This is a genomic window from Streptomyces sp. NPDC001544 (genome assembly GCF_042894285.1).
Classification (GTDB): domain Bacteria; phylum Actinomycetota; class Actinomycetes; order Streptomycetales; family Streptomycetaceae; genus Streptomyces.
Genome location: NZ_JBIAVN010000002.1, coordinates 742,659 through 757,738 on the forward strand (window position 1 = coordinate 742,659; position 15,080 = coordinate 757,738).

General features: G+C 72.9%; 15 protein-coding genes and 1 pseudogene. 7 read left to right on the plus strand and 9 right to left on the minus strand.

The features are described from left to right. Window positions 1-11: 11 nt before the first annotated feature. Entirely contained in the window at window positions 12-1,433 is a 1,422-nt protein-coding gene (locus tag ACFY0F_RS08785) for a hypothetical protein (protein WP_388790918.1), read from the minus strand. 329 nt (window positions 1,434-1,762) lie between these two features. On the opposite strand from ACFY0F_RS08785, the gene ACFY0F_RS08790 reads away from it, so the two are divergent. Beyond that, window positions 1,763-2,602, plus strand: a complete 840-nt coding sequence (locus ACFY0F_RS08790; RefSeq protein WP_388790920.1) for a putative protein N(5)-glutamine methyltransferase — start codon at window positions 1,763-1,765, stop codon at window positions 2,600-2,602. Here ACFY0F_RS08790 and ACFY0F_RS08795 read toward each other — a convergent pair. Then, a complete protein-coding gene (locus ACFY0F_RS08795; RefSeq protein WP_388790922.1) occupies window positions 2,574-4,652 on the minus strand; it encodes a SpoIIE family protein phosphatase in 2,079 nt (692 codons plus the stop codon). The two genes, ACFY0F_RS08790 and ACFY0F_RS08795, sit on opposite strands and share 29 nt — an antisense overlap. A gap of 203 nt (window positions 4,653-4,855) precedes the next feature. On the opposite strand from ACFY0F_RS08795, the gene ACFY0F_RS08800 reads away from it, so the two are divergent. Next, on the plus strand, window positions 4,856-5,227 hold the full coding sequence (locus tag ACFY0F_RS08800; RefSeq protein ID WP_388790924.1) for a hypothetical protein: 372 nt from the start codon (window positions 4,856-4,858) through the stop codon (window positions 5,225-5,227). A gap of 18 nt (window positions 5,228-5,245) precedes the next feature. Here the strand turns inward: ACFY0F_RS08800 and ACFY0F_RS08805 are convergent. Next, window positions 5,246-5,639 (minus strand): annotated as a pseudogene (locus ACFY0F_RS08805) (tautomerase family protein). A 168-nt stretch (window positions 5,640-5,807) separates the two neighbouring features. On the opposite strand from ACFY0F_RS08805, the gene ACFY0F_RS08810 reads away from it, so the two are divergent. Continuing rightward, complete coding sequence (locus ACFY0F_RS08810) at window positions 5,808-7,823, plus strand: FAD-dependent oxidoreductase (protein WP_388790926.1); 2,016 nt, start codon at window positions 5,808-5,810, stop codon at window positions 7,821-7,823. 41 nt (window positions 7,824-7,864) lie between these two features. Further along, complete coding sequence (locus ACFY0F_RS08815; RefSeq protein WP_388790928.1) at window positions 7,865-8,425, plus strand: PadR family transcriptional regulator; 561 nt, start codon at window positions 7,865-7,867, stop codon at window positions 8,423-8,425. 11 nt (window positions 8,426-8,436) lie between these two features. Here the strand turns inward: ACFY0F_RS08815 and ACFY0F_RS08820 are convergent, their stop codons facing one another. Next, entirely contained in the window at window positions 8,437-8,976 is a 540-nt protein-coding gene (locus ACFY0F_RS08820) for a hypothetical protein (RefSeq protein ID WP_388790930.1), read from the minus strand. Between the two features lie 465 nt (window positions 8,977-9,441). Between ACFY0F_RS08820 and ACFY0F_RS08825 the strand changes: the two genes are divergently transcribed. Further along, complete coding sequence (locus ACFY0F_RS08825; RefSeq protein WP_388790932.1) at window positions 9,442-10,146, plus strand: glycoside hydrolase family 75 protein; 705 nt, start codon at window positions 9,442-9,444, stop codon at window positions 10,144-10,146. Window positions 10,147-10,203: 57 nt separating this feature from the next. Here the strand turns inward: ACFY0F_RS08825 and ACFY0F_RS08830 are convergent, their stop codons facing one another. The 3 genes from ACFY0F_RS08830 to dhaK are packed head-to-tail and all read right to left on the minus strand — an operon-like array spanning window position 10,204 to window position 12,252. Beyond that, window positions 10,204-10,614 carry a PTS-dependent dihydroxyacetone kinase phosphotransferase subunit DhaM gene (locus ACFY0F_RS08830; protein WP_388790934.1) on the minus strand — a complete coding sequence of 137 codons (411 nt, stop codon included), beginning with the start codon at window positions 10,612-10,614 and terminating at the stop codon, window positions 10,204-10,206. Continuing rightward, window positions 10,607-11,215 carry a dihydroxyacetone kinase subunit DhaL gene (gene dhaL, locus ACFY0F_RS08835; RefSeq protein ID WP_388790936.1) on the minus strand — a complete coding sequence of 203 codons (609 nt, stop codon included), beginning with the start codon at window positions 11,213-11,215 and terminating at the stop codon, window positions 10,607-10,609. The genes ACFY0F_RS08830 and dhaL overlap by 8 nt, the downstream gene beginning before the upstream one ends. A 44-nt stretch (window positions 11,216-11,259) precedes the next feature. After that, on the minus strand, window positions 11,260-12,252 hold the full coding sequence (gene dhaK / locus ACFY0F_RS08840; RefSeq protein ID WP_388790938.1) for a dihydroxyacetone kinase subunit DhaK: 993 nt from the start codon (window positions 12,250-12,252) through the stop codon (window positions 11,260-11,262). A gap of 305 nt (window positions 12,253-12,557) precedes the next feature. Here dhaK and ACFY0F_RS08845 point away from each other — a divergent pair, with 305 nt between their 5' ends. Then, window positions 12,558-13,121, plus strand: a complete 564-nt coding sequence (locus ACFY0F_RS08845; protein WP_388790940.1) for a dihydrofolate reductase family protein — start codon at window positions 12,558-12,560, stop codon at window positions 13,119-13,121. A 113-nt stretch (window positions 13,122-13,234) separates the two neighbouring features. On the opposite strand, the gene ACFY0F_RS08850 is transcribed toward ACFY0F_RS08845, so the two are convergent. Together ACFY0F_RS08850 and ACFY0F_RS08855 are read right to left on the minus strand one after the other, a co-directional pair. After that, complete coding sequence (locus ACFY0F_RS08850) at window positions 13,235-13,402, minus strand: hypothetical protein (RefSeq protein WP_388790942.1); 168 nt, start codon at window positions 13,400-13,402, stop codon at window positions 13,235-13,237. A 389-nt stretch (window positions 13,403-13,791) separates the two neighbouring features. After that, a complete protein-coding gene (locus ACFY0F_RS08855) occupies window positions 13,792-14,481 on the minus strand; it encodes a TetR/AcrR family transcriptional regulator (RefSeq protein ID WP_388790944.1) in 690 nt (229 codons plus the stop codon). Window positions 14,482-14,614: 133 nt separating this feature from the next. On the opposite strand from ACFY0F_RS08855, the gene ACFY0F_RS08860 reads away from it, so the two are divergent. After that, window positions 14,615-15,070, plus strand: coding sequence for an RpiB/LacA/LacB family sugar-phosphate isomerase (locus tag ACFY0F_RS08860; protein WP_388790946.1), 456 nt, complete (start codon window positions 14,615-14,617; stop codon window positions 15,068-15,070). The last annotated feature ends 10 nt before the right edge of the window (window positions 15,071-15,080 follow it).

Consider the following 15,080-nt stretch of genomic DNA (forward strand, 5'->3'; position numbering starts at 1 on the left):
GGGGCGGGGTGTCAGTCGAAGGTCGCGAGGCGGGGGCGGCTGCGGTGCGCGGGGGTACGGCGGCGGTCTCCATGGGTGGGGGCCCGGCCGGGGCCGACGAGATCGGCCCGGTAGAGCCCGTGGATGACGCGGCGCTGCGCGGCCGCCCGCAGTTCGTCCCGCAGCTCCCCGCCGCGCAGCAGCGCCCCGGGGCCGAGGAGGCCCTCGACGACGGCGAGCGCACCGGCGGTGTCGCCGTGGTCCAGGCGTTCGCGGACGCCGGTGAGACAGTCGGGGCGGCGGTGCGCCTCGTCGATGACCTGCAGGCAGGGCAGCGCGGGCCCGCCCAGCGCGGCCAGGAGTTCCTCCCGCCGGATCTCGGCCGGTTCGTGGTCCAGGGCGGTCAGCACACCGTCGACCAGGCCGATGCGGTGCCGGGCGCCCCGGCACTCGATCAGGCGTGGTCCGCCCGGCGCGGCGCGCGGAGGGGAGGAGCCGGACGGCGTGCGATCCGGTGCCAGCGCGGAGGCGACCAGTGGGTGCAGCCGGTCGGGTCCGAGGAGTCCGGCGCGGAGGAGCGCCAGGTCGGGAAGGACCCAGGTCGCCGCGTCGGGCAGGACGGGCAGCGCGGAGAACCCGCCGTCCGGGGGTGCCGTCGCGACCCGTGCCCCGCCCGTCGCCGCCCCTGCCTCGCCCGGGGGCGTGCCGTCCTCGGCCGCGGCCAGGTCCAGGACGAGCCGCCGCCGGGCGCCGAACCGTACGGCGACGGCCCCGGAGGACCGCCCTTCGGCCCGGAGCAGGATCCCCGCCTCCGCCGCCCACCGGTCGACGGCGAGGCCGAGCCCCGGCGGCACGTTCCCCGGCGGGGCCGGATCCGCGGACGGACCGCCGTCGGTGGGCGGCGGCCGGTCGGCGCCGGAGCGGACCCGCAGCTCGTCCGACCTGCGCGCGTCCCACAGGTGGCGGTGCAGGTCCAGCCGGAAGCGCCGGTCGGGGCGCGGATGCGGATGCCGCCCGGTGCCGGAGCAGGGCCCGTCCCACAGTGCCAGGCTGATCCGCTGACCGGCGTCCGCCCAGGCCGGCGGGGTCCGGGCCACCAGGTGCGGCGCGTCGGCAGCGGTACGCCCGGCGCCGTCGTACCGGGCCAGCGTCAGGGTCGTCCCCGGACGCAGCAGCCCGTCGGGTGCGACCCTCGGCATGTGCCAGCGCAGCAGGTCGGGCGCCAGACGGCGCAGGTCGGCCCGGACCCGGGCCGCGAGCTCACGGCCATGGCGGCGGGCGACGGAACGCAGATCGAGGTCGACGTCGACACCGGCGGCGGCGCACGCCCCCGCCCAGTCCCCGGCACGGCGGCGGGCGGACGCGGTCTCGATCATGGACGGCGGCACGGCGAACTCGCGCACGCGCAGCCACAGGGAAAGCCGGGAATCCCCGTACACGGTCGCAGTGAGCATCAGCACTCACCTTGCGCGTACGGGACCCCCCATCCGGAAACGGAGTGAGTTGTCATCGCGGTGAGCGTAGCCGGGCCCCTCCGGTACGCGCCACGGAGTTTCGCATCGGCGTGAACTCACCACGGCCGACGGGCCGTCCGGGGGGTTGGGGTAAGGTTGCCGTCCGGCCGAGGACAGTCCCCGGCCGCAGGCTGTCGAGGAGGTGGGACCCATTACCGCTGTGTCAGCCCGGGTGCTCTCTCCCGATGACGGCACGGGTCACCGCCACCGGTGACCGCGTCGCGAGAGCGCCCCACGGCCCCAGGCCCGTCGAAAGGCTCTCTGCTTCCATGTCACCTCTTTCTCCTCTTCCTCCTCTTCCCCCTCTTTCCCCCGCCGCCGTCGTCACGGCGCTGCGCTCCGCCGGTTGCGTCTTCGCCGAGGACGAGGCGGAGTTGATCCTCGCCACCGCCCGCGACCCGGAGGAGCTCGCCACGATGGTGGACCGGCGCGTCGCCGGGCTGCCCCTCGAACACGTCGTGGGCTGGGCCGAGTTCAGCGGGCTGCGGGTCACCGTGGAGCCGGGCGTCTTCGTACCCCGCCGGCGCACCGAGTTCCTCGTCGAACAGGCCCTCGCCGAGGCCCCGGAGGCGGCCGTCGTCGTCGACCTGTGCTGCGGCTCCGGTGCGGTCGGCGCGGCCCTGGCCGCCGCCCTGGGCCGGGCCGAGCTGCACGCCGCCGACATCGACCCCGCCGCGGTGCGCTGCGCCCGCGGCAACATCGCCCCGTACGGCGGCCACGTCCACGAGGGCGACCTGTTCGCGGCACTCCCCGGCGACCTGCGAGGCCGCGTCGGCATCCTCGCCGCCAACGTGCCGTACGTACCCACCGGGGACGTCGGACTGCTGCCCGCGGAGGCACGCGAGCACGAACCCCTGGTCGCCCTCGACGGCGGCCCGGACGGCCTGGACGTCCTGCGCCGGGTCGCCGCTGCGGCCCCCGACTGGCTCGCCCCCGGCGGCTGCCTGCTCGTCGAGACGAGCGCACACCAGTCCCCGGCGGCCGTCGAGGCCTTCGCCCGCGCCGGTCTGACCACGCGTCTGGCCGTGTCCGAGGAGCTGTACGCCCATGTCGTGATCGGCGTGCACACCGGGCACGGGCCTACGCCGGTTCCTGCGCCCGCGCGATGAGGAGCGCCACGTCGTCGTGGTTGTCGGGGTGGTGCATCGTCCGCAGCAGGAGGTCGCAGACCTCCTCCAGCGGACGGGCGGGCCCGTCGAGCAGGGCCAGGAGGGCGTCCAGTCGCTCGTCGAGCGAGTGCCGGCGCGTCTCCACCAGACCGTCGGTGTAGAACACCAGCTCGTCCCCCGGGGCGAAGTCGACGGTGACCGTGGAGAAGCCCACGCCCCCGACACCCAGTGGCACGCCCGTCGGCAGTTCCAGCAGTTCGGGCGAGCCACCTGCCCGCACCCGCACCGGGGGCAGGTGCCCCGCGTTGGCGATCCGGCACTGGCGCAGCCGGGGGTCGTGCACGGCGTACACACAGGTGGCGATGGAGTGGTCGAGCCCCGAGGTGGTCTTGTCGAGGTGTTCCAGCAGGGCCGCGGGATCCAGGTCGAGCGCGGCCAGCGTGGTCGTCGCGGTCCGCAGCCGGCCCATGGTCGCGGCCGCGCTGATGCCGCTGCCCATCACGTCACCCACGACCAGTGCCGTCTTGCCGTCCTCCAGGGGGATGACGTCGAACCAGTCGCCGCCGACCTCGCTGGTGGCCCCGGCCGGCTGGTAGCGGGAGGCCACCTCCAGGCCGGTGGTCTCCGGCGGATGGCTGGGCAGCAGACTGCGCTGCAGGGTGAGCGCGGTGTTGCGGGCGTTCTGGTACCAGCGGGCGTTGTCGATCTGTACGGCCGCACGGGCGGCCAGTTCCCGTGCGAGCAGCACGTCGTCCTCGCCGAAGGGCTCGGGGTTCCGCGTGCGTTTGAGGTCGAGGGCGCCGAGCACCTCGCCACGCGCGATCAGCGGTACGGCCAGATACGAGTGGATGCCGGCCCGGCCGAGCAGGACGGCCGCCTCGACCGAACGGGCGATGCGGGGCAGGTCCTCGTCCTTCACCTGGGCCACCAGGACCGGGCTGCCCGTGCGTACGCATTCGGTGACCAGCCGGTCGGGTGCGTACCGGGCGATCTGCCCGGGCGGGTCGGCGGCGCGCAGGGCGTCCGACCCGCCCTCCGCGCGGACGGCGAGGGCGCGGATCAGCGCCGGTTCGGCCGGCCCCAGCGAGCTGCGGCGGCCCTCGACGACCGCGTCCAGCAGGTCCACGGCGGCCACGTCGGCGAGTTCCGGCACGGCGACGTCGGCCAGTTCCCGGGCGGTGCGGTCCAGGTCCAGCGTGGTGCCGATCCGGGCCGAGGCGTCGGCGATCACGGCGAGGCGGCGCCGCGCGGCCTCGGCCTCGACGCCCGCCCGGTACTGCTCGGTGGTGTCCACCATCGACGCCGCCACGCCCAGCACCGTGCCCGTGGCGTCCTCCAGCCGGTACAGCGACACCGACCAGGCATGGTCCTCGTCCGGGTCGGCCGGGGTGCGGCCCACGGTGGACCGGTCGACGACGGGCGTCCCGGTGTCCAGGACCTCGCGGGCCGCGGACTCCAGCGCGTCGGCGTCCAGCCCCGGCACCACCTCGCGCATGGTCCGTCCGGTGTGCTCCGCGGCGGGCACACCGTTGATCCGCTCCAGCGCCGGGTTGACCGAGACGTACCGCAGCCGGGTGTCCAGGACGGCCAGGCCTATCGGCGACTGGCGCACCATGCGCTGGGACAGCGCCAGGTCCTGCTCCAGCCGGCGGACCGTCGACTGGTCGGCGGCCAGACCCAGCGCGTACGCGTTGCCCCGGTCGTCCAGGAGCCGCATGTTGCGGAACTCCACCAGACGGGTGCTGCCGTCCTTGTGCCGGACGGGGAACCCCCCGGCCCAGCTCTGGCCGGTCCGCAGCACGTCGGCGAAGAGCTCGCCGACCAGCTCGATGTGCTGTTCGTGGACCATCAGGCGGGCCGCGTACTGCCCGAGCGCCTCCCGCGCCGAGTAGCCGAACAGCTCCTCCGCCTGGGGGCTCCACAGCACGACGCGTCCACGGAGGTCCAGCACCACCGAGGCCACACCCAGCACGTCGAGGAGGCCGCTGGGCCGCACCGGCCCGCGCGGGGTCTCCCCGCTCCCGCCCAAGGGAGCCTCGGCTGCACTCATGCCACGCACCGCTTCCTGCCGTCCACACGGCACGCGTTCCCCAGTGCCGCCTCTCCTTGTTCTACCGCGCTCACACGTTCCACCGCGCCCACACCGGCTCTCCGGCGTAGTGCTCCCGTGCGAGTAATGCTTTCCTGAGGATGGACGCGGTTCGACGGGGTACCCCGTTCCACCGCAGCGCGGCCACGAAAGGAGCGATCAAAATGAACGCGGAGCGGTCGCATCCGGAAACCGTCTCGGTGGAGATCAGCGGGTGCTCCAAGGAGGACGCCCGGGTCGTCTTCGACGCCCTGAGCCACTGTTTCACCTCCGACCGAGGCCCCGAGGAGGTGCCGCAGCAACTCAGTGAGACCCGTCCCATGGTGTGGCTCGGTACCTATGACGTCGCCGACTCCCATCCCGTGTCCTGCTCGCCGGTCCGGCTCTCCTCGCCGGTTCTCGCCGACGTCCAGGGCGGCTACTGGGCCGTCGACCGGTTCCGGCACACCCTGGACTCGATGTTCACCGTCCACGAGACCTGTACGGCCTCCGGCGACCAGGAGAGGGACCTCCACCTCCGGCTCGAAAGCCGCTGACCGGGTTCCGGCCCGCCGTCAGGACGCCCCGACCGCCCCACCGGCGGCCGGGGCGTACTGCGTCTGGCCGAAGCCGAGGGACCAGTCGACCGACTCGTTCTCGGTGACGGTGACGAGTACGTTGCGAGGTTCGGTGCCCGCGTAGGCGTGTGCGAGCTCGGCGATCCGCCGGTACAGCGCCTGCTTCTGCCCCGGGGTGCGCCCGGAGCGCATGGTGATCGCGACGAAGACGACGCCGTCGTCCCGGTGGATGCCGAGGTAGTCGTCGTACCGCAGGGTGCCGGTCACGCCGTCATGGCCGGTCAGCACCTGGAACGCCGAGCGCCTCCACGAGGGCGTCCTGCACGGCCCGGCCGAGGGATAGCAGGCGGTCGCGGTCGGTACCGAGCGCGTCGATGCGGACGAAGGGCATGGCGCGAGTTCCTTTCCGGACGGGGGAGGCGATGTGACCGTGCCGAGTGTACATACCAGTAGGTACAGAGTGGCGCGGTTCACTGTCCGCGGTTTATGCAACTAGTTGCATAACCCCTCGTCCCTCCTCTACAACTACAGGCGACGACACCGCGTACGGAGGGCCCCGATGAGCCGTTACCCCCATCTGCTGACCCCGCTGGACCTGGGCTTCACCACGCTGCCCAACCGTGTGCTCATGGGCTCCATGCATGTGGGGCTGGAGGAGGCCGAGCGCGGGTTCGAGCGGATGGCGGAGTTCTACGCGGCCCGTGCGCGCGGGGGAGTGGGACTCATCGTCACCGGCGGTATCGCGCCGAACGAGGAGGGGCGCCCCTACGAGGGCGGCGCCAAGCTCACCACCGAGGCCGAGGCCGAGCGGCACGCCGCCGTCACCGCCGCCGTCCACCGCGAGGGCGGCCGCATCGCGATGCAGATCCTGCACTTCGGCCGGTACGCCTACCACAAGGACCTCGTCGCGCCGAGCCCGATCCAGGCGCCGATCAGCCCCTTCCCGCCCCGTGAGCTCACCGACGACGAGGTCGAGCGGACCGTCGACGACTACGCCCGTGCCGCCCGCCTGGCCCGGCAGGCAGGCTACGACGGCGTCGAGATCATGGGCTCCGAGGGCTATCTCATCAACGAGTTCATCGCCGCGCAGACCAACCACCGCACCGACCGCTGGGGCGGCTCCTACGAGAACCGCATGCGCTTCCCGGTCGAGATCGTCCGGCGGGTGCGCGAGGCCGTCGGCGAGGACTTCATCATCGTCTACCGGCTGTCCATGCTGGACCTGGTCCCGGGCGGCTCCTCCCTGGAGGAGGTCGTCACCCTCGCCAAGGCCGTCGAGGCCGCCGGAGCGACGATCATCAACACCGGCATCGGCTGGCACGAGGCGCGCATCCCCACCATCGCCACCTCGGTGCCGCGCGGCGCCTACACCTGGGTCACCAGGAAGCTGATGGGCGAGGTGTCCGTCCCGCTGGTCACCACCAACCGCATCAACACCCCGGAGCTCGCCGAGCAACTGCTCGCCGAAGGCTGCGCCGACATGGTCTCCATGGCCCGCCCGATGCTCGCCGATCCGGACTTCGTCGCCAAGGCCGCCGCCGGGAAGCCCGAGGCCATCAACACCTGCATCGGCTGCAACCAGGCCTGCCTCGACCACACGTTCAGCGGACGGATCACCTCCTGCCTGGTGAATCCGCGCGCCTGCCACGAGACCGAGCTGGTCCTCTCGCCGACCCGGCTGGCGAAGCGCGTGGCCGTCGTGGGAGCCGGTCCCGCCGGCCTCGCCTGCGCGGTCAGCGCCGCCGAACGCGGCCACCGGGTCACCCTCTTCGACGCCGCGAGCGAGATCGGCGGCCAGCTGAACGTGGCCCGCAAGGTCCCGGGCAAGCAGGAGTTCGACGAGACCCTGCGGTACTTCCGCCACCAGCTCCAGGCGCAGGAGGTGGACGTACGGCTGAACACCCCGGTGGCGGCCGAGGACCTGGCCGACTACGACGAGGTCGTCGTCGCCACCGGCGTCACCCCGCGCACCCCCGACATCCCCGGCGTCGACCACCCCCGCGTCGTGGGCTACCTCGACGTGCTGCGCGGCGGCGCCCCCGTCGGCGACCGGGTGGCCATCCTCGGCGCGGGCGGCATCGGCTTCGACGTCGCCGAGTTCCTCACCGACGGCGGCGACAAGGCGAGCGAGGACCCGGCGACGTACTTCCGCGCCTGGGGCGTCGACATGGACTACCGCGCACCCGGCGGCCTCACCGCCCCCGAGCGGCCCGCGCCGCCGCGCACCGTGCACCTGCTGCAGCGCAGCACCACCAAGGTCGGCGCCGGGCTGGGCAAGACCACCGGCTGGATCCACCGCACCGAGCTCAAGCACCGCGGCGTCACCATGGTCCCCGGCGTGCGCTACGACCGGATCGACGACGCCGGACTGCACATCACCGTCGGCGACCAGAGCACCGTCCTCGAGGTCGACACGATCGTGCTGTGCACCGGCCAGGAGCCGCGCCGCGACCTGTACGAGGACCTGGTCGCCGCCGGACGCCCCGCGCACCTCATCGGAGGAGCCGACGTCGCCGCCGAACTGGACGCCAAGCGCGCCATCAAGCAGGGCACGGAGCTGGCCGCGGCCCTGTAGACGACGCCGGAACGACACACCGCCGTCCCTAGGATGAGGACATGTCACTCCCGCACGCGATCCTCACCGCCCTGCTCGAGAAGCCGTCGTCGGGGCTGGAGCTGACCCGCCGCTTCGACAAGTCGATCGGCTACTTCTGGTCGGCGACGCACCAGCAGATCTATCGCGAGCTGGGAAAGCTGGAGGCCGAGGGCTACATCCGCGCCCTTCCGGCCGAGCAGCCGACCCGCGGGCAGAAGAAGAGCTACGAGGTCCTGCCCGCGGGCCGCGCCGAACTGGCCCGCTGGACCTCCGCGTCCCAGGAGCCGAGGCCGCACCGCGACGCCCTGCTGCTGCGGCTGCGCGCGGCGGCGGTGGTCGGCACGGCCGGGCTGGAGGCCGACATCCGCCGTCATCTGGAGCTGCACCGGCGGCAGCTGGCGGAGTACCGGGAGATCGAGCGACGCGACTTCCCGCCGGACCGGGACAGCGCGCAGGACCGGTTGCGTCATCTGGTGCTGCGCGCGGGCATCGACCTGGAGACCTTCTGGACCCAGTGGCTCACCCACGCCCTGACCGAGTTCGGCGAGCTGCCCGGTGACGCCTCGGGAGACGGAGCCTGACAGCGGCCCGGTCAGAGCCGGTACGGCTTCGAGCGGCGGCGCAGCACCCAGCCCGTGGCGATGAGACCGACGCCCACCAGCGCCCCGCCCACCGCGATCGTGACCGGGCCGTAGTCGTGCGCGGTGCCGCCCGTGCCGCCCATGACGCCGCGTGACGGCGAGGGAGCGGACGTGGCGGAGATCGTCGGTTTCGAGGGGGGCGCGACGATGACCGCCTGGGTGCCGGCGGTGATGCCGTTGGAGCAGACGACCACGACGGTGTACGTCCCGGGGCTCACCCCCGACCAGGCGGCGGACTGGGTGACGCTCGTGCCCGACAGGGCCACCTGGCGGCCCTGCGCGAAGCTGCCCTGACTGCTGGTGAGCAGCGAGGCGGTGCCCCAGCTGCCGTTGACCTGGGTGCAGGCGCTGGTCGTGACCGACACCGTGGAGCCTGTGGTGTTGACGGAGATCCCCGAGACCGCGCCGGCCGGCCCGGCGAGCCAGATCGGGAGCGCGGCGGCGGCCGCCACGGTGAGGCCGGAGCGGAGGAGAAGTCGAGTAGTGCGCATTGGCTGCCCTCCGGCGGCACGGTTGGCGGTACGTCCCATGCGCCGCCGGGGGTCGGAAACGTCCGTGCTGCCTCAGGGTCAGCAAACGTGCGTCCGGACCGTCCCGCATGCGGACCGCACCCGGCCGGGTGACGCGTTGCCAGGTCGCGGCGGGCGCCGCCCCGTGTGCCGTTGGTGTGATCACCTCAAGCCTGTCGGATGAGTGTGATGGTCCTATTTGGCGACCGGCGGTGGGGGTTACGTATGCTGAGCAACCTCACGGCTGAACTGCCTTGTAGAACAGACCAGTTCGAGCCTGGGGCGCGGAAACGCTGTCGTCGCCGATCCCGCGCCTGTGCGGGCGGCCGGGGCGGCCTGGGCCGACACGGACTCGGGTCCCCGGTCTCCCGGCATCTCATGAGGTGTCCGATATGTCAGATTTGGCCGGGTTACTGTCCTCGTCCCCCCACGAGAGGGTCTCTCATTGTGCGTGCCCAGGCACTGACGTTGGCCGCGGCCGGCGCCGCCGCCCTGCTCGTTCCCACGCCGCAGCCCGGTCCCGCCTTCGCCGTACGCCACCGCGTGGCGCCCCAGCCCCGGAGCGAGGGCCGGATCCAGGCCGCGGACCTGCTGGCCAAGGCGCACGACTGCGTCCCGGTCTCCCACGGCCGCTACCGCTCCGACGCCACGGGTTCCGCGAGGATCCGGGTCTGCGCCACCCACGACGCCGTGTTCTGGAAGGCCGACATGGACATCGACTGCGACGGCCGGCCCACCGCCCGCTGCAACCGCCGCACCGACCCGCTGTTCTGTGCCGCCACCGCCTACCAGCAGTCCGACGGCCGCCATCTGAGCGCCGAACGCCTGCCCTACATCGTCGTGCCCGCCCGCAGCCGCATCTGGGATCCCCGCGTGCACGGCGTGCGCGGCGGCTCGGTGGCCGCCGTCGTCTACCGGGACACCGTGCGGTACGCGGTCGTCGGCGACACCGGGCCGGGCGACATCATCGGTGAGGCCTCGTACGCCACCGCCCGGGACCTCGGTATCCCGGCCGACCCGCGCACCGGCGGGGTGCCGTCCGGTGTCACGTACATCGTCTTCAAGGACTCGCGGGTGAAGGCGATCGAGGACCACGCGGCGGCGGTGGCGGCCGGTGAGCGGCTGGCGCGGCGATTCGTCAACGGCGACTGAGCCGGACTCGGACGCGGCGGCTCGCTCACCGGCCCCCAGGAGGGGCCGCCCTTCGGGTCAGGTCTTCCGGTAGGTGTACGCCTCCACGGCCGCTGCCTCCACCGCGTCCAGGTCGGCGCCCGTCGCCGCCGTGACCACCGCGGCCACCGCACCCTCCAGGAAGGGAGCGTCCACCAGCCGTGAGTGCGGCGGCAGTTCGTCCCCCTCCGCGAGCAGTGCCTTCACGGTGAGCACCGCGCTGCCCAGATCGGTGAGCACGGCGACCCCGGCGCCCCGGTCCACGGACGCGGCCGCGGCCGCGATCAGCTCGGCGCTGGTCCCGAGCCCGCCGGCCTCGGTGCCGCCCGCCGAGGCGACCGGCACCGCCGAACCGCCGGCGGCCAGTCCCTTCGCCAGCTCGGCGACGGAAGCGGCCACCTCCGCGCTGTGTGACACCAGCACGATCCCGACCAGCCCGCCGTCACTCACCTGCCGCCTCCGCGGCCTGCTGGAGCGCCGCTATCAGCAACGCCGACGAGGTGGCGCCCGGGTCCTGGTGGCCGATGCTGCGTTCCCCGAGGTAACTCGCCCTGCCCTTGCGGGCCTGCAGCGGAGTGGTGGCCTCGGCGCCCTCCTCGGCGGCGGACCGGGCCGCCGAGAAGCCGTCACCGAGCGCGTCGACGGCCGGCACCAGAGCGTCGATCATGGTCTTGTCCCCGGGCGCGGCACCGCCGAGCGCCATCACCCCGTCCACACCCGCCCGCAGCGCCTCGGCGAGCTGCTCCTCGCTCACCTCGGCGGCGTCCCCGAGCGCCTTGCCCGTACGGCGCAGCAGGGTGCCGTACAGCGGCCCGGCGGCGCCGCCGACCGTGGAGATCAGATGGCGCCCGGCCAGGGTCAGGACGGCACCCGGCGTGTCCGGCGCCTCCTTCTCCAGGGCGGTCCGCACGGCCGTGAACCCGCGCTGCAGGTTGCTGCCGTGGTCGGCGTCCCCGATGGGCGAGTCGAGGGCGGTGAGCCGTTCCGCCTCGCGGTCCACGGACGCGGCGGTCGCCGTCATCCAACGGCGGAAGAAGTCGGCGTCGAGCACGGGGTCTCCTCGCGTGGTGGGTGGGTCGGTCGCTCCGGTGTGCCTCACATGCCCCAGCGCAGGGCCGGGGTCCGCACCGGCGCGTCCCACAGCCGGAGCAGTTCCTCGTCGACCTGGCACAGGGTGACCGAGGCGCCCGCCATGTCCAGTGAGGTGACGTAGTTGCCGACGAGCGTGCGCGCCACGGCGACACCGCGCTCGCCGAGCACCCGCTGCACCTCGGCGTTGAAGCCGTATAGCTCCAGCAGGGGGGTGGCGCCCATGCCGTTGACCAGTACGAGGACGGGGTTGCGCGGAGTGAGGTCCTCCAGGATCGCGTGGATCGCGAAGTCCGCGATCTCGCCGGAGGTCATCATGGCGCGCCGCTCCCGGCCCGGCTCGCCGTGGATCCCGATGCCCAGCTCCAGCTCGCCCGGCGGCAGGTCGAACGTGGGACTGTCCTTCGCCGGGGTGGTGCAGGCGCTGAGTGCGACACCGAAGGTGCGGGAGCTCTCGTTCACCTGGCGGCCGATGGATTCCACCCGCTCCAGCGGCCGGCCCTCGGCCGCGGCGGCGCCCGCGATCTTCTCCACGAACAGCGTGGCACCGGTGCCGCGCCGGCCGGCCGTGTAGAGGCTGTCGGTGACCGCCACGTCGTCGTTGACCAGCACCTTGGCGACCTGAATGCCCTCGTCCTCGGCGAGCTCGGCAGCCATGTCGAAGTTGAGCACGTCGCCGGTGTAGTTCTTCACCACGAACAGCACGCCCGCCCCGCTGTCGACGGCGGCGGCCGCGCGCGCCATCTGGTCGGGTACCGGGGAGGTGAACACCTCACCGGGACAGGCCGCGGACAGCATGCCGTGACCCACGAACCCGCCGTGCAGCGGCTCGTGCCCCGACCCTCCGCCCGAGACCAGCGCCACCTGCCCGGACACGGGGGCGTCCCGCCGTACGATCACCCGGTTCTCCACGTCGACGGTCAGCTCGGGATGAGCGGCCGCCATACCCCGCAGCGCGTCCGCGACCACGGTCTCCGGGACGTTGATCAGCATCTTCATCTGACTCTCCTCGTGAACGTGAGCCTCGGGCTCAGGGCCCGCTTATTCGCAGGTCACCGGCGTGAAGGATGGTCTTTGATCTTGGCGGTCAGTGGGGTCGGAGGTCGGTCGCGGGCGGGTCTGTGGCTGACTCGATGCTGACTTCGGTGACAGGTCGTCAGGGGTCGGCGGTCACCTGCTGGAGATGGCCGCTCCTCCCTCTACCGGAAGTATCGACCTTGCGGCAGCGGAGGTCACCTGCGGCCGTGCCGGTTTTACGATCAGTAGTGAAATGGCGACCAAGGGTCATCGGCGGAGGGCTTGTGATGCGCAGCGTGACCTATTCGATGGGTGTCTCCCTGGACGGCTACATCGTCGGGCCGGACGGCCGCTTCGACTGGACGGCGCCCGACGAGGAGGTCTTTCGCTTCGCCACCGACGAGGTGCGAAGGGCCGGCGTCCACCTGCTGGGACGCCGGCTGTACGAGACGATGCTGTACTGGGAGACCGCCGACCAGGATCCCTCGCTCGACGTCTCGACGCTCGAGTTCGCCGCGATCTGGAGGCGGCTCCCCAAGGTGGTGTTCTCCACCACGCTCTCGGCGGTGCGGGGCAATGCCCGCTTGGCCGCCGGAAGCCTGGCGGAGGAGATCGAGCGGTTGCGAGCCGAGCCGGGGGAGGGTGGCATCGCGATCGGCGGCGCGACTCTCGCCGCCGAGGCGGCAGCGTGGGGCCTGATCGACGAGTACCGGCCCAGGGTCTACCCGGTGCTGGTCGGCGGTGGCATCCCGTTCTTCCCCCGGCACGAGCGCCGGGTGGATCTGGAACTCGTCGAGACCCGCACCTTCACCTCGAGGGTCGTCCACCTCCGCTACCGCGTGGCGCGCTGACCGTTCGTCCGCCGCCGTCTGCTCCCTCGGCATCTTCGGACGGCGTAGGCCCAAGGTGTCCGCCAAGGCCACGGCCACCGGGCAGCACCGCCTCCCACCGGCCGGCCCGGGCGTCAGCTCTCGCTGTTGCCCGGCTGGGTGCCGGCCGGTCCCAGCAGCTCCGCCGCCTGGTGCTGCGTGTGCTCGGCGGCCGTCTGGGCCTCCGCCATGGCGTCACCCAGTTCACGCACCAGCTCTTCGTAGATCGGTGCGTGCTGTGTTGTGGTCGGGGTGAATGTCACCGCTTTTCCTTCCGTTGTCGCCCAGACTGTGAGCGCCCGTGCATTCGGTCAGGCCCGGCTGATCCGGGCGGCGATCCCGTGACCGGTCAGTGAAGAGACGGGTGGTCGGCGCCCGGAGGCCGGGCCGGTGCCGTCCACAGGAAATCCCGTCTGGCGCGTGGTCTTGCGGGCCGGGTCGACCGAAGACGGCGCGTTTCCGCCTCGGCACGTGGCCTGTTTCTGCCTACTTCAGCGTCTGGGAAACGCCGTCGTGTTACACGCCGATGCGTGGCGCCGTCAATATGGCGGCCTATCGGTCGAGTACGCAGAAGTACGCCTGGATGGGCATATTTCGGTCGCATCGGAAGAGGCTGTGAGGCGATCCGCGAACGGAGTTCGGAGAGCGGGGTTCAGCCGGTGCCCTCGCCGACGGGAACCACGAGCCCGATCCCCTCGGCCGCCACGGCGACGGCGAAGTCGAAGAACGCGGACTGGTCCCGGACACTGTCGTGGGTGCGGCTGAAGACCTGGAACACCAGCAGCCCGATCAGACTGCTCCACAGCACGATGCCGCGCTCGACGATGTCCGAGAACGGAGCCTCGGGCACACCGCCGAAGAGCTCCACGGCCGCCGGCAGCAGCAGGGGCGGGCCGGGCACCGCCCGCCGGGGCGGGGCGAGTTCACCGGCCTCGAGCGCCGAACGCACGATGGCCGCCAGTACCGCGGGAGTGCGCGAGGCGGGCGGCACCGTGTCCTGCGGGGCGTGGTAGCCCGGTACGGGCGAACCGTAGATCAGCGAGAACTCGGCCGGGTTGGCGAAGGACCACTGCCGCAGCGCGCGCGTGACCGCCAGGAGCCGCGCGCCCGCCGACGCGCCCGAGTCATGCGCGGCCCGGTCGGCCCGCTCCATCGCGGCGGCGGACTCGTTGTAGGCGTCGACGACCAGTGCGGTGAGCAGGTCGTCCCGGTGCGGGAAGACGGCTTCCACGTCGGCGACGGCCACACCGCCCTCGCGGGCCACGGCGTCCAGGGACAGCCCGCCGGCGCCCAGCTTCTCCAGCAGGCGGCGCGCGGTGATCCTGATCTCGGAATCCTCCATGGCCGCACCGTACCGGCCGGTCACATGGGCAGAGGGCGCGATCGCCCCGATGTCCGGGCCGTGCATCGATATCCGGCCATCGCGCCCCGGCGGTCCGGGCCGCATCCTGGCACCGGCGCGTTAACCTCGGAGCATGCGGATCTCCGTCTCCTCCGACATGGACGAACCCGTGGCCCGTCTCCTCGTCGAGGAGCTGCGCCGGCGCGGGCACGAGGTGCGCGCCCACGGCGCCCTCGACCCCGGCGCGGACCCGCAGTGGGCGGTCTGCTCCGAGGCCGCGGCCCGTGACGTGGCCGCCGGGACGGCGGAGCAGGCGGTGGTGTGCTGCTGGACCGGGACGGGCGCGTCGATCGCCGCCAACAAGGTGCCCGGCGTGCGGGCCGCCCTGTGCACGGACGCGTACACCGCGGACGGCGCCCGCCGCTGGAACGACGCCAATGTGCTGGCCCTCGGTCTGCGCCTCACCTCCGGGGCGGTGCTGAAGGAGATCCTCGACGCCTGGTTCGCGGCGCGGCCCAGCGAGGACGCCGAGGACCGGCAGAACGTCGCCCACGTTTCGAGGATGGACGGGGCCCGCACCCCCGCATGACCGGTCGCAC

Excerpts from the sequence above, each read along its gene's own strand:
- ACFY0F_RS08785 (WP_388790918.1), bottom strand. The coding sequence starts at position 1,433 with ATGCTCACTGCGACCGTGTACGGGGATTCCCGGCTTTCCCTGTGGCTG.
- ACFY0F_RS08790 (WP_388790920.1), top strand. The coding sequence starts at position 1,763 with ATGTCACCTCTTTCTCCTCTTCCTCCTCTTCCCCCTCTTTCCCCCGCC.
- ACFY0F_RS08795 (WP_388790922.1), bottom strand. The coding sequence starts at position 4,652 with ATGAGTGCAGCCGAGGCTCCCTTGGGCGGGAGCGGGGAGACCCCGCGC.
- ACFY0F_RS08800 (WP_388790924.1), top strand. The coding sequence starts at position 4,856 with ATGAACGCGGAGCGGTCGCATCCGGAAACCGTCTCGGTGGAGATCAGC.
- ACFY0F_RS08810 (WP_388790926.1), top strand. The coding sequence starts at position 5,808 with ATGAGCCGTTACCCCCATCTGCTGACCCCGCTGGACCTGGGCTTCACC.
- ACFY0F_RS08815 (WP_388790928.1), top strand. The coding sequence starts at position 7,865 with ATGTCACTCCCGCACGCGATCCTCACCGCCCTGCTCGAGAAGCCGTCG.
- ACFY0F_RS08820 (WP_388790930.1), bottom strand. The coding sequence starts at position 8,976 with ATGCGCACTACTCGACTTCTCCTCCGCTCCGGCCTCACCGTGGCGGCC.
- dhaK (WP_388790938.1), bottom strand. The coding sequence starts at position 12,252 with ATGAAGATGCTGATCAACGTCCCGGAGACCGTGGTCGCGGACGCGCTG.
- ACFY0F_RS08845 (WP_388790940.1), top strand. The coding sequence starts at position 12,558 with ATGCGCAGCGTGACCTATTCGATGGGTGTCTCCCTGGACGGCTACATC.
- ACFY0F_RS08855 (WP_388790944.1), bottom strand. The coding sequence starts at position 14,481 with ATGGAGGATTCCGAGATCAGGATCACCGCGCGCCGCCTGCTGGAGAAG.
- ACFY0F_RS08860 (WP_388790946.1), top strand. The coding sequence starts at position 14,615 with ATGCGGATCTCCGTCTCCTCCGACATGGACGAACCCGTGGCCCGTCTC.